At 62.7% G+C, this 11,913-nt stretch carries 12 protein-coding genes; 4 read left to right on the top strand and 8 right to left on the bottom strand.

The features are described 5' to 3' along the window. Positions 1 to 615 (bottom strand): glutathione S-transferase family protein (locus QOC89_RS08795; RefSeq protein ID WP_323044670.1); only part of this gene is annotated, 615 nt, incomplete at its 3' end. A 1,152-nt stretch (positions 616 to 1,767) separates the two neighbouring features. On the opposite strand from QOC89_RS08795, the gene QOC89_RS08790 reads away from it, so the two are divergent. Together QOC89_RS08790 and QOC89_RS08785 are read left to right on the top strand one after the other, a co-directional pair. After that, entirely contained in the window at positions 1,768 to 2,040 is a 273-nt protein-coding gene (locus tag QOC89_RS08790; RefSeq protein WP_323044669.1) for a DUF4148 domain-containing protein, read from the top strand. 144 nt (positions 2,041 to 2,184) lie between these two features. Further along, complete coding sequence (locus tag QOC89_RS08785) at positions 2,185 to 2,616, top strand: PRC-barrel domain-containing protein (protein ID WP_323044668.1); 432 nt, start codon at positions 2,185 to 2,187, stop codon at positions 2,614 to 2,616. A gap of 87 nt (positions 2,617 to 2,703) precedes the next feature. Here QOC89_RS08785 and QOC89_RS08780 read toward each other — a convergent pair whose 3' ends face one another. The 4 genes from QOC89_RS08780 to QOC89_RS08765 all read right to left on the bottom strand — a co-directional run bounded on the left by QOC89_RS08780 (position 2,704) and on the right by QOC89_RS08765 (position 6,484). Then, a complete protein-coding gene (locus tag QOC89_RS08780) occupies positions 2,704 to 3,477 on the bottom strand; it encodes an ABC transporter substrate-binding protein (protein WP_416340378.1) in 774 nt (257 codons plus the stop codon). Positions 3,478 to 3,628: 151 nt separating this feature from the next. Continuing rightward, complete coding sequence (locus tag QOC89_RS08775; protein ID WP_323044666.1) at positions 3,629 to 5,074, bottom strand: FAD-dependent oxidoreductase; 1,446 nt, start codon at positions 5,072 to 5,074, stop codon at positions 3,629 to 3,631. Continuing rightward, positions 5,071 to 5,364 (bottom strand): (2Fe-2S)-binding protein, encoded by a 294-nt coding sequence (locus QOC89_RS08770; RefSeq protein WP_323044665.1) that lies wholly within the window; start codon positions 5,362 to 5,364, stop codon positions 5,071 to 5,073. The genes QOC89_RS08775 and QOC89_RS08770 overlap by 4 nt, the downstream gene beginning before the upstream one ends. Further along, complete coding sequence (locus QOC89_RS08765) at positions 5,357 to 6,484, bottom strand: FAD-dependent oxidoreductase (RefSeq protein WP_323044664.1); 1,128 nt, start codon at positions 6,482 to 6,484, stop codon at positions 5,357 to 5,359. Before QOC89_RS08765 ends, QOC89_RS08770 begins: the two co-directional genes overlap by 8 nt. A gap of 137 nt (positions 6,485 to 6,621) precedes the next feature. Here QOC89_RS08765 and QOC89_RS08760 point away from each other — a divergent pair, with 137 nt between their 5' ends. Then, positions 6,622 to 7,524, top strand: coding sequence for a LysR substrate-binding domain-containing protein (locus QOC89_RS08760; protein ID WP_323044663.1), 903 nt, complete (start codon positions 6,622 to 6,624; stop codon positions 7,522 to 7,524). 13 nt (positions 7,525 to 7,537) lie between these two features. Here the strand turns inward: QOC89_RS08760 and QOC89_RS08755 are convergent, their stop codons facing one another. Then, a complete protein-coding gene (locus QOC89_RS08755; RefSeq protein WP_323044662.1) occupies positions 7,538 to 8,500 on the bottom strand; it encodes a substrate-binding domain-containing protein in 963 nt (320 codons plus the stop codon). A gap of 61 nt (positions 8,501 to 8,561) precedes the next feature. Next, complete coding sequence (locus QOC89_RS08750) at positions 8,562 to 9,932, bottom strand: leucine-rich repeat-containing protein kinase family protein (RefSeq protein WP_323044661.1); 1,371 nt, start codon at positions 9,930 to 9,932, stop codon at positions 8,562 to 8,564. A 210-nt stretch (positions 9,933 to 10,142) separates the two neighbouring features. Here QOC89_RS08750 and QOC89_RS08745 point away from each other — a divergent pair, with 210 nt between their 5' ends. Further along, complete coding sequence (locus QOC89_RS08745; RefSeq protein WP_323044671.1) at positions 10,143 to 10,775, top strand: methylated-DNA--[protein]-cysteine S-methyltransferase; 633 nt, start codon at positions 10,143 to 10,145, stop codon at positions 10,773 to 10,775. Positions 10,776 to 10,866: 91 nt separating this feature from the next. Here the strand turns inward: QOC89_RS08745 and QOC89_RS08740 are convergent. After that, a partial coding sequence (locus QOC89_RS08740) for a Zn-dependent hydrolase (protein ID WP_323044660.1) occupies positions 10,867 to 11,913 on the bottom strand: 1,047 nt, incomplete at its 5' end.

Genomic DNA, 11,913 nt, shown 5'->3' with positions numbered 1-11,913 from the left:
CGTATCGATGTCGTAGTAGTAGATGTTCGCGACGCAGCCGTAGATCGCGGCATCGACCGTGGCCGGCTCGGGCCCGAAGATAAAGCCGCTGGCGCCGAGCAGATCGGCCACGACGCGCAAATCGCCGATGCCGCGCTCATACACCTGATCCGGCTCGTAGCGGCCGATGCCCTGATAGTGATACCGAAGCCGGTTGTACTCGCTCGCGGCTTCGAGCGCACTGGCGGTGACTTCGGGGTGCGCCGCCATGAAGGCGTTGCAAAACGCCGGGCGAAAGCGCTCGTCGCGCCAGCGCGAAAAGCTCATCGGCCAGTACAGGTCGTCGAGCGTGCGCCGGACCAGGAAGTCGAGATTCGCTTGCCCCGTGGAAAGCGCGCTGTCGATGCGTAGGTCGTACTTGCGCTTCAGGTAGCTGATGATCGCATCGCTATCACCGATTGATTTCTCGCCGTCGACCAGATAGGGCAACTGTCCTCGCGGCGCCTCTTTCGTATCGAGACTGTGCTTGTGCTCGAAGTCGAGTCCGCACAAGCGCATGAATGCGTAGACCTTCAGGCCAAACGGATTGTTGTCGGCGACGCCGAACAGGTCCGGGTAGGAATAGAGCGTCGGCATGGGGCTCTCGCGTGTTGGAGGCATGATGCGGCCGGCGTCGAGGGTGTCCGGCGCCGGGCGCAATGCGTGATGGTGACACACGGGTGGCCGATTCGACTGTGACCCAGCGAACGCAGCCAATCTGAATGAATGCGATGAGCGCCGACAGCGGCCGACCTGTTCGCGATGCGATCGACTCAGAACGACGCGTAAGTACGCGTTCGCGAATGTGAGAGTCGACGCTCCGGCTCCGGCTGGGGCGAACGGCCGGTTAGCACCGTGTAGCCGTCCGATGAGTGCCGGTAGCTGAGCGTCGGCAATGGCCGATAACTGGCCATAGGGAAAACCAGACATCTTGGCCTCACCCGGAACTAAGACAACAAACGCGGCACCATCATCTAGGCGGACTATCCTGTCACCTTCTTGTTTACCAACCGCACTTCTGTTCCAATCGAACACGATCCTCACCGACACGCGGCAAAACCACCAAAAAGGACGCGAAAATTTCCTTTTATATTCAGCTATTTAGGCAGGTCTGAAAAATTTCCCAGCTGTTGCTTTAATTTTGCAAATAATACCATCATCCTATTGAATGTCTTGGCTAGGACGTTTCGATGACTTCCGATCCGATTGATCATATTCCGGCTTAGTTATTTTCATGTTTTGCGTTATTTACCAAAGGCGTGACGCATCAAGCAAAGGTTGGTTCGAAAATCCGGGAATTGCGTAGCTAAAAGATTTTCGACATTTCCTTCAGGTTGGCAGGGGCGCTCGATACAGCGCCCCTTTTTGCGACTGGAGCCCGTCGCGCATCAACCAAAATGAGCGGCTCCGCGCGCCCGGTCCCCGATACCGGTCGCGAACATTCAAAGCAAGGCCCCCCGCCTTGACCTCAATGTTTCGAAAACCTTCCTCCAGCGCGTGCCGTTCAGGTCGACGGCATCGAGCCTGCCAGTAGCTGTCTTTGCCCCCAGCAACTTGCGATCGCGATAATCGCGGCCTGATAACGACGTTTACCAGCGCCGCCGCACGTTTATTCCGACCTCGCCCGAGATTATTCAAGGTACTTCGATCGAACCGGATCTGTTTAAGAAGCACGGGAATATCCAGCGACCAAGCAGCGTCTACTCAATGCACATCGCACCACATTCACCCAACACTCAGGAGTCTAAAGTGATTAAGTCCATTGTGATCGCTGTTTCACTGACCACGCTCACCCTGTCGAGCGCATTTGCTCAAAACGACACGCATCGCGTCACGCGTGCCGAGGTCTGGCATGAACTCGAAGAATTGGAAGCGGCGGGTTACGACCCGGCCCAAGGCGACGACAGTTCGTACCCTGCCGATCTTCAGGCCGCGGAAGAAAGAGTTGCCGCCAAACACCGAGCGGAAAGAGACGCGGCAATGAGCGCGAGTCAGAACGGGCAGACGCAACCGACACCTTGAAGCAGTGACCACGCCACATGAACGTTCGCCCAAGCCATCACGCCCGGCAAGATGAATGACGTGATGGCGGCGACCGGGCACGTCACGTGCTTCCCCACACTCCTGGTATAACGCTTATCGTTCGACGGACAACCAGGAGCCGAAATGAAAGCAAAAACACTGATCTGCGCTGCTGCTCTCACCGCTATCTGCGCCTCGCAAGGCGCCATCGCTCAAGTCGCCGGGCTGCAACCGCTAGGCGGCACGGTCGAGCAGACCAACGCGCTATTGAAGGGCTGGAGCGTGCGCCGCGCGCTCGTCGACCAACCGGTTTACAACGATCTCAACGACAAGATCGGCAGCATCTATGACGTGATCATTTCGCCGGACCGTAAGGCAACCTACGCGGTCGTGTCGGTCGGCGGCTTCCTCGGTATGGGCAAGCACTACGTGGCGATTCCGGTCGACCACTTCGAGATCCGCGACGGCAATCTGTTCCTCGCCGGCGCGACGAAGGACGCACTGAAATCCGTGCCGGAATTCGAATACAACAAACTCGAAAAGGCGACCAAGCCTAATAAGGTCAAGGCCGAGTAGTGGTGTTAGCCGCCGCGCTAACGGTGTTATCGCCGTTCCATCATTCGATGGCTCGCGCGTCACCGCGCGAGCCTCATCCGCTCAAACTCATTTCCCATACATATCGAAGTTGAAGTATTTCGCTTCGATCTTCCTGTACGTCCCGTCGCGCAGAATCTCCGCAATCGCGCCATTCAGCGCAGCGCGCAAATCCGCATCGCTCTTGCGCACGCCAATTGCATCGCCGTCGCCCATGATCGTCGGGTCGTACACCGTGTCCCCGGCGAACGCGAAACCCGCGCCGCCCGGTGTGTCGAGAAAGCCCTGCTTGCCCTGCACTGCGTCCATCAGCACGCCGTCCACGCGGCCGGTGCTCAGGTCCGCATAGGCCTGATCGTAGTTCTGATACGCGACCACCTCAGCACCGGCCGGCGCCCACTTTTCGCGTGCGTAGGTCTCCTGCACCGTGCCTTGTTCGACCGCGATCTTCTTGCCCGCCAGCTTCGCCGCAACAGGTTGCAACGCGGCCTTCTGACTGCCGATCAAACGCGTCTGGTTGCGATAGAGACGATCCGTGAAGTCGATCTGCTCGCGACGTTTAGCGGTCGCCGCCATCGACGACAGGATCATGTCGAACTTGCGTGCCTGGAGCCCGGGAATCAGACCGTCGAAACTGGTCTGTACCCACACGCATTTGGCCTTCAGCTTGGCGCACAGTGCGTTGCCGAGGTCGACGTCGAAGCCCACCACGGAACCGTCCTTAGCCAGCGATTCGAACGGCGGATAGGTTGGATCGATACCGACGCGGACGGTCGACCAGTCTTTCGCGGACGCCGCGCACGACATCGCCAGCGACGCCGCCATCAATACACAGGAAACCATTAGTTTGACGCTACGTTTCATCACCGCACTCCAGGCAGGAACACATCAGGAAAGGGAACAGCAAAGGCAAAAAGGCTAAAGGCAAAGGGCGAAGGGCGAAGGGCAAAAAAAGCACACCGTCTCTATCGCGCGCCGCACAACCCGCGCGCCATCAACTCGGAAACTCACCGCGCACGAAATCGTTATCGGATGGCAGCGCCGTGGCGAGTTCATCGATCGTCACCGGTTTGATCGGCGCGCGGATGCGGTAATAGCCAACCTCTTCGGGCCGACGCCGCTGCACTTCGGCAAGCAGTTCGCTGACCGCCGTACCGCACCAGCGCCCTTGGCAAGGCCCCATGCCGCAGCGAGAAAACGCCTTCATTTGATTCGGGCCAGCGCAATCGAGCCGCGCGATGCGGCGAATCTCGCCCGCGCTGACCTCTTCGCAACGGCACACGATGACGTCATCGGCGGGACGACGCAGCGACGACGACGGCGTATAGAGCGCGTCGAGCAACGGACGGATCGCCAGATGACGATCCAGCGCGGCGCGCGCAGTGCGGCTATCGCGCTCCCGCACCGCCAAAGCGATGCGTTCGAGATCCGCGGCGATGTCGAGCGCCGCCAGTTGACCTGCATGTTCGGCGGCTTTCGCGCCGCCAATGCCCGCACCGTCGCCTGCAATCCACACGCGTTTGACACTGCTGCGGCCCCAACTGTCGAGCCGCGGACGCCAGCACGCCTGAGCCTCGTCCCATTGATGCGCGCAACCGATCGAGCGCGCCGCATTGCTGCCCGGCACGACGCCTTGATGCAGCAGAATCAGACCCGCGGCAACCTCATGCTTTTGATCGCCGACACGAAACCGCAGCGCCTTCGCCTGTACATCGCCGAGCACTTCGACATCATGGGCCGCGCGATAAATCTCGATCCCGCTGCGCCGCACGGCGCGCATCATGCGCAGCCCTTTGAGCAAATATTCGCTCGCCCGCAAAGCACGCGGCAGGTGGCACAACGCGCCCAGCGACGCACCACGGGGCGTCGTATCGACGATCGCGCGCAACGTGCGGCCAGCCTGCAAAACCTGTGACGCGTACAGCCACAGCAACGGCCCGCTGCCCGCCAGCACGGTGTCCGGGCCCGGCACGAGGCCACCCGATTTCAACATGGTCTGCGCAGCGCCCACGCCCATCACGCCCGGCAGCGTCCAGCCACGAATCGGCCACGGGCGTTCCTGCGCACCGGTCGCGAGCAGCAGCGCGCGTGTCTGCACGCTCGTCGTGCCGCCCTGCTCGCCACGACGCGTGAGCATCGCGGAAATCGTCGCGCCCGGTTCGATCTGCCAGACCAGCGTTTGCGGAAAATACTGCGCGCCACTCGCCATGAAGCGCGCGATCAGCGCGCGGCCCGCCGTGTAATCGGCGCCGAGCACACGCTCGGTATCAGCGACGCGGGAGTGAGCCGCTTGCCGATAAATTTGCCCGCCCGCATGCGCGCCTTCATCGGCAACGATCACCGACAAGCCACGCCCGCATGCTTCGATCGCCGCGGCCATGCCCGCCGGACCGGCGCCGACGATCAGCAGATCGCATTGCAATTCGCGCGTGCCGCTCATGCGAGCCTCGCTTTGCCGCCCATGCTGCGCACGCGCATACCCGGCCGCACGGCGGTCATACAGGCCTGTTGATTCGGCTCGCCGTCGATTTCGACCAGGCACTCGAAGCACACACCCATCATGCAAAACGGTCCGCGCGGCTCGCCGCTGACCTGCGACGTACGGCACGCGGTGTTGCCGCCCGCGAGCAGCGCTTCAGCCACCGTAAAGTGCGCGGGCACCTGACTATCGTTGCCGTCGATGTCGACGGACACTGTTTCGGCCGTGGAAAGTGGCAATAGCTCAAACATGGCAACTCTCTGTCGACGATTTGAAGCGCGCCGTCACGAACGGTTCGATCACCGCAGGACGCGCGCCGCCTGCAATCCACGGCGCGAGGGTGTCCGCATGCGCGGCAGCCAGCGTGACGCCGCTATGGCAAATGGCGATGAAGGCGCCTGGATGAGTGGCCGATTCTTCGTACACCGGCAAGCCGTCGGGCGTCATGATGCGCAGCGCGCCCCACGCGCGCACGATGCGGGCATGCGCAAGCATCGGAAACGCGGTGCGGGCGCGGCGGGCGATGTCGGCCATCACGTCGCGCGTCGTACCGTCGTCGAAACCGGCGTTTTCCGCCGAATCGCCGAGCATCACCGAGCCTTCTCGCGTTTGCCGGACGACGAGCGTCGGATAGTCGAGGAATGGCGCGAGTCTTTCCGTCACCATGATCTGGCCACGCAACGGAGAAATCGGCGCATGCAGGCCGACCATCGGCCCGAGCCGCGCGTTGCCGAGTCCCGCGGCGAGCACCACGCGGCCGGTCTCGAACGTGCCGCCGGACGTGACGACATCGAAACGCCCCGAACGCGGGCGCACCTCGGTCACGTCATGACGCGGCAGATACACGCCGCCGCCCAGCTGAAACGCCTGATGCAAGGCACGCAACGTGAACAGCGGACTAGCGTGGCCGTCGTTGCGCGAATAGAGCGCGCCGGCCAGCGCCGGCGAGGCCGCCGGAATCCGCCGGCGCAGCGCCGCGTTGTCGAACACCCGATAGCCGAGCCCCGCTTCGCGTTGATGGAGCGATTCGAGCAGTTTCTGGCCTGCTTCCAGTTCAGCCGCCGTCTCGCACAACTCGATCCCGCCCGGTCGATCGAAACCGGGATCGACGCCCGTTTCGCGCTGCAACTGCACGGCAAACGAACCCCAGCGCTCAGAAGAACCGAGCGACCACTGCGCGTAAGGCAGACAGCGAGCGCCCTTCCCCTGCACCCAGACGAGCCCGAAATTCCCGCGAGCCGCGCGAAACGCCGTGTCGTCGCCATCGCAGACCGCGACCCGGGCGCCGCTGCGCACCAGCCCGTACGCGATCGCCATGCCGACGAGCCCGCCGCCGGCAACGACAATGTCGAAGGTTCGCGGCGTACTCAACAGCGCGCCCCGATCGATCGGATATTATGGATACGGCTCACGCGCAAAATCCCTTGCAAATTAAGTCAGTGTGAAGCTTCGCGCGGTCAAAATGATGCGTCCAATGCCGTTTTTTTTGCCCTCCATGCGTCAATGTTATGCCCTCATCGGACCTTAAAATTCGCCAGGTGGAAGCGTTTCGCGCGCTGATGCAACGGCACACCGTGACGCGCGCCGCCCAGGCGCTGCACGTCTCTCAACCCGCCGTGAGCCGGCTGTTAGCCGACTTCGAGACCGGCGTCGGCTTCACGTTGTTCGAGCGTCAACAGGGCCGGCTGGTGCCGACCGCCGAAGCCCGCGTCCTTTACGACGAAGTGGAACGCGCGTTCGTCGGGCTGGACCGGATCGCGCTGGCAGCGCAACAAATCCGTGCGATGCGGCGCGGCTCGCTGACCGTCGCGGGCTCGCCCGCCGTGGCGCTCGAATTGTTGCCGCAAGTCGTCGCGGGCTTTCTCGGCGAGCATCCCGGCGTGGACGTCACGCTGCTCACGCATAGTGCGCAAACGGTGGTCGAACTGGTCGCGTCGCAGCGGTGCGATGTCGGCTTTGTGGCGGAGGCGATTCCGCATCAGGCCGTGCGGCTGGAACGGCTGACCGACGCGCCGTTGCGCTGCATCGTCCCGTTCGGGCATCGGCTGGAAAAGAAGCGCGTGCTGCGGCCGGCCGACCTGCGCGACGAACCGTTCGTGTCCTTTCCCCGCTCGTTCGACGCGCGTAACGCGATCGACCGGGTGTTCGTCGAGCATGCGGTGCCGCGGCAATTGATCGTTGAGGCGCAACTGTCGCGCACGGTCGTGTCGCTGGTCGCGAACGGCGCGGGCGTCGCGCTGATCGATGCGGTGACCGCGGCCTACGCGGGCAAAGATGTAGCCGTGCGGCCATTTGAGCCGGAACTGCGCGATCCGGTCTATCTCGCGAGTGCGGCGGCGCAATCGCTCTCAGCGGTGGCTGCCGCGTTTGTGGTGCGTGCGCGCAAGGCGCTGGGGGATCTGGTCGCTTGAGAAGCGGGATGTTTCAGTCATTCGCGCCCGTTACCAGTTGCAGGGGTGTTTCAATGACCCGCGACAATTCACTCTGCTTTTTCTGTTCAGTCACGGCCTTCAATGCGACATCGACACCGAACACAGCTTGCCGTTCGGCAAACTGGTTCATCGTCGCGAGCACCCGGCCGTCCGCGAGCAGCGGCTTGATCGCGTCGCTGTCGTTATAGCCGGTGACATACACGCCGCCGTTTCTGCCGGCATCGCGCACGGCATCCGCCGCCCCCATTGCCATATTGTCGTTGCCGCACATCAACGCACGAAGCTGCGGATAATTCCCGAGCATCTTCGCTGCAACGTCCCGTCCTTTGCCGTAGTCCCAGTCGCCGGCTTGTATCGCAACGAGTTTCACGCCGGCCGCGCTCATTGCGTCCTGGGCGCCCGCCGTGCGTTGCCGCGCATTGCGGTCGGCGGAACTCCCTTCGATGATGCCGACCTGATCGCCTGGCTTGAGCCGTCTCGCCAGATAATCGCCCACCTGTTTCGCGCCCTTGCGATTATTCGGGCCGACGAAGGGCACGGAAATGTGAGCGGCATCCTGCGACGCGTCATCGAGCGGGTTATCGATCGTGACCATGATGATGCCGGCCTTGATCCCTCGCGCCACGATTGCGGTCAGCGCCTTCGAGTCGGTCGGCGCGATGACGATCGCGTTCATTCGCGCCTTGATCAACTCGCCCACCATGCGAATCTGTGCGGCCGTGTCGGTCTGCGTTGCCGTCCCGCGCACAATCAAGTCGAACTGCGACGGAAAGTGGTTCTGATAATTGCGCGCGGCGTTTGCCATTTCTACCGTGAACGAGTCGGTCATCGACTTCAACACGAGCGCGATCTTCAGCCTGCCGCTCTGTATGGCATCAACATGAGCCGCACCTGTCAGGCCTGCCGCAGCAAGCGTGCCGGCAACCAGCACGCGGCGGCGCATCTTCTGCGTCATTGAGTGTGTCTCCTTAGGCACGGCGGACGAATGGTTGCATTGCGCTCACACAATCATCGGATCAAACGGCCGCCAGCGTTGCGGCGTCCCGATCACCGGCGCCCGCTAGCTGCCGCAACACGGCGACGATGTCGTCGAATAGCGGCCGGCTGCTCACATCGTCGCTCAGGCAATTCTCTTTCAATGCCATGAGCTTCGCCGCGATGGATGCCTCCGCATCCAGCCAGTCGCATCGCTCGATCAACTCCTCGAGCAGGCAACCATACGCCCTGACTTCCACGCGCTGCAACGCGGCGTTGAGCTCGCGCTGATCAGCGGCGTAGAAAGACGCCGCGCCAAAATCGCCCAGCAGCGCGCGACCGTCGCCGCCGTGCAGAATATTGTGCGCGTACAGATCGCCATGCATCACGCCTTGCCGATGCAGATGACACGCTGCCGACGCGATACCGTCCGCAATACGTAACGCCGAAGCCATCCGGAAGCGCGTGTCAGCGCTATAAATGTCGCGCGTGCATGATTCGAGGCTCGGTGGTCCGGCAAGGTTTGTCAATTGCGGATCGATCAATTCCATCACCAGACCATGCGCGCCTGCCGGATGGTCCTTCACTTTACCCACCACCGGAATCAGGTTCGGATGATCGCCGGCGCGAATACAGGCCGCCATCTCGCAGTCCGGCAAGCCGTCGCTGGTGACGGCGCCCTTGAACAACTTGACGGCCACGGGCCGCTTCGCCTCGTCATCACGCGCCAGAAGCGCCGCACGATAAATCACACCGGACGCACCCTCGCCGAGCTGCTGTTCGAGTTTCAATTCGTCCCATTCAAGGTGGGCGATCGGCGTATCGATCAGTGCCGCCGTTTCCAGTGCCTCGCTGAATGGATTGCCGGCGAATGCCAGCCAGGAAAGCCGCGGCAGACGCAACAGCCATGCGGGCAGTTCGCCGAGTTGATTGGCCGCGAGACGCAGCAGTTCGAGCCGCGAGCAGGCGGCCAATTCCTCGGGCAGCGTGCGCAACCGGTTACCGGCGAGCATCAACTTCTGCAACTGGGTGCAGGCGCCGATTTCCGGCGGCAGTGCTTCGATTTCGTTATCAGTGAGGATCAGCCAACGCAGCAGCGGCGGCAGCGATGTGCCCGATACCTTGCGGATGCGGTTGGCCTTGAAACCGACCATGCTCAGTTGCGAACACTGCCCGAGCACTTCCGGCAATTCGATGAATGGGTTGTCGGACGCAAAGAGGACGCGCAACTTGCTGAGCCGCGGCAAATCGTCGGGTAACGACGTGAACGCGTTGCCCGACAAATCGAGAATTTCCAGCGTGTCGGCAAGATCGAAAATCTCGCGGGGAAATTCGCTGAGCCCGCACGCCAGTTTGAGCCGGCGAGTACCCGCCAGTTGTCCGGCTCGCAGTTGTTCGAGGGGAGTTGTCACAGTGGAGAAGATATCCGGTTGCCGGTGAGCGATGTACCAAGGGTTCAATTCTACTGAGTCGCGGGCCACGCGCGGAATTGGATAGCAAGATCCGGCGTGACCTGGGCGGGCACGAAGGTTAAGCTGTCAGGTATCGGAGCCATTGCAGAGCGCGTTTCGCAGACTCGCATCGAGCGGTGTCAGCCTCCAGCCAGCCAGGAATCCAGCAAAATGACCTACGCCTACATGTTGATGAATTCGCCCGTCGGCGAACTGAAGCTCGTTGCGAACGGCAACCGGCTTGCCGCCATTCTGTGGGAAAACGACAAGCCGAACCGGGTGCGTCTGCCGGAGACAGTCGAGGCGGACGACCGCCCCATCCTGATCGAAACCAGGCGGCAGTTGAACGAATATTTCGCGGGGACGAGAGACCGGTTCGATCTTGAACTCGACTTCCAGAGAACGGACTTCCAGAAGAAGGTCTGGGCGGCGCTCCTCACAATCCCGTTCGGCGAGACGCGCAGCTACTCGGACATCGCCACCCAAATCGGCAACCTCAATGCCGTGCGGGCCGTGGGCGCGGCGAACGGCAGAAATCCGATTTCGATCGTGGCGCCGTGTCACCGCGTGATCGGCGCGTCCGGCGATCTGACCGGCTTTGCAGGCGGATTGGCGAACAAGATGTTTCTTCTTTCGCTCGAAGCCGGGCAGACCTCTCTGGAAGCGGCTTCGGCTTCGGCTTCGGCTGTATCTGTACCTGCTGCTGCGGCCGCCGCGCCGGCAAGGGTCGACCGGGAAACGCCGGTGAAACCGGCACGCCCGGCGCCAGCTCGCGGGACGCAGGCCTCGTTGTTCGGCAACTAACCGAACTGAGCCGAAGCGAAGCGCGGCGGTGGCCTCAGGCGGCCTCGCCAGACACTTCGAGTCAACAGTTCGCCTTGCCCGCCCGCCTGTATCACGACCGCTTCGCCCATTGCTCCTGAAGAATCGCGGCCGCCGCCGTGGCCGCAACCTGGCAACCGAGGACGATATGCTCTTCGGCCGTATCTTCGATGAAGTCGTGGCTCACGCCACCAATGCTCGGCACGAACATCATGCAAGCCGGCATGCAACGGGCGATAACCTGGGCGTCGTGCGCGGCCCCGCTCGGCATGCGCAGCCATTGGCCCGGTGCCACGGTCTCGGCCGCGCGGGCGAGATGCGCCGCGAGCGCCGGATCCATCGTCACCGGCTCCATGGCTTCGTCGGCGGTTGTCAGCTCCACGCCGACAGGGCCTTGCGCGTTGAAGTCCCGCACGAGTTCCGCGAGTCTTTCCTCCATCGCCTGCAGGCGCGCGGGGTTCGCGTCGCGGAATTGCAGATACATATCGGCTTGCCCCGGCACGACGCTCAGCGAGCCCGGATCGAGGTCGATGCGTCCCACCGTCCACACGGTGTCGGGGTCCGCGAGTTGCGCGAACGCTTCGTTCATCGGCGCGATAAATGCAACCAGCGCTGCGCCGGCGTCACGCCGGATCGACATAGGCGTGGTGCCGGCATGATTGCGTTGCCCCGCGAAACGCAAGCGCAACTCGCGCAGCCCGACGATCGTGGTGACTACACCTATCGACTTGCCGATGGCTTCCAGACGGCCGCCCTGTTCGATATGCGGCTCGAGATACGCGACATGGCGGCCTTGCTCGAAGCGGGCACGTGGCAAGCCGCCCAGGCCGGCGGCTGCGAGCACGTCGCGCAGGCGCTGCCCTTCCCGGTTCGTGGCGCTTTGGATCGTCGCCTCGACGGGATCGCCCACGAAGCTGCGACTGCCGAGCAAACCTGAAAAGGTGCCCTCTTCATCGATCCAGGACGCCACATCCACGGCAAGGTGGCGCGTCGCTTCGTTCTCGCCCAGCGCGCGAGCGATCTCCAACCCGTAGATCACGCCCATCGCGCCGTCGAGCCAACCGCCCGTGGGCTGCGTATCGGTATGAGAGCCGACGACTAGCGCGGGACCGCTTTTGCG

The organism is Paraburkholderia sp., from assembly GCF_034668105.1.
Taxonomy (GTDB): Bacteria; Pseudomonadota; Gammaproteobacteria; order Burkholderiales; family Burkholderiaceae; genus Paraburkholderia.
The sequence above is the reverse complement of the archived record's forward strand: the minus strand, read 5'-3'. Positions and strand labels throughout refer to the sequence as shown.

What these genes read in the sequence shown, in the direction of transcription:
- QOC89_RS08785 (WP_323044668.1), top strand. Translation starts at nt 2,185, where the DNA reads ATGAAAGCAAAAACACTGATCTGCGCTGCTGCTCTCACCGCTATCTGC.
- QOC89_RS08780 (WP_416340378.1), bottom strand. Translation starts at nt 3,477, where the DNA reads ATGGTTTCCTGTGTATTGATGGCGGCGTCGCTGGCGATGTCGTGCGCG.
- QOC89_RS08775 (WP_323044666.1), bottom strand. Translation starts at nt 5,074, where the DNA reads ATGAGCGGCACGCGCGAATTGCAATGCGATCTGCTGATCGTCGGCGCC.
- QOC89_RS08770 (WP_323044665.1), bottom strand. Translation starts at nt 5,364, where the DNA reads ATGTTTGAGCTATTGCCACTTTCCACGGCCGAAACAGTGTCCGTCGAC.
- QOC89_RS08760 (WP_323044663.1), top strand. Translation starts at nt 6,622, where the DNA reads ATGCCCTCATCGGACCTTAAAATTCGCCAGGTGGAAGCGTTTCGCGCG.
- QOC89_RS08755 (WP_323044662.1), bottom strand. Translation starts at nt 8,500, where the DNA reads ATGACGCAGAAGATGCGCCGCCGCGTGCTGGTTGCCGGCACGCTTGCT.
- QOC89_RS08745 (WP_323044671.1), top strand. Translation starts at nt 10,143, where the DNA reads ATGACCTACGCCTACATGTTGATGAATTCGCCCGTCGGCGAACTGAAG.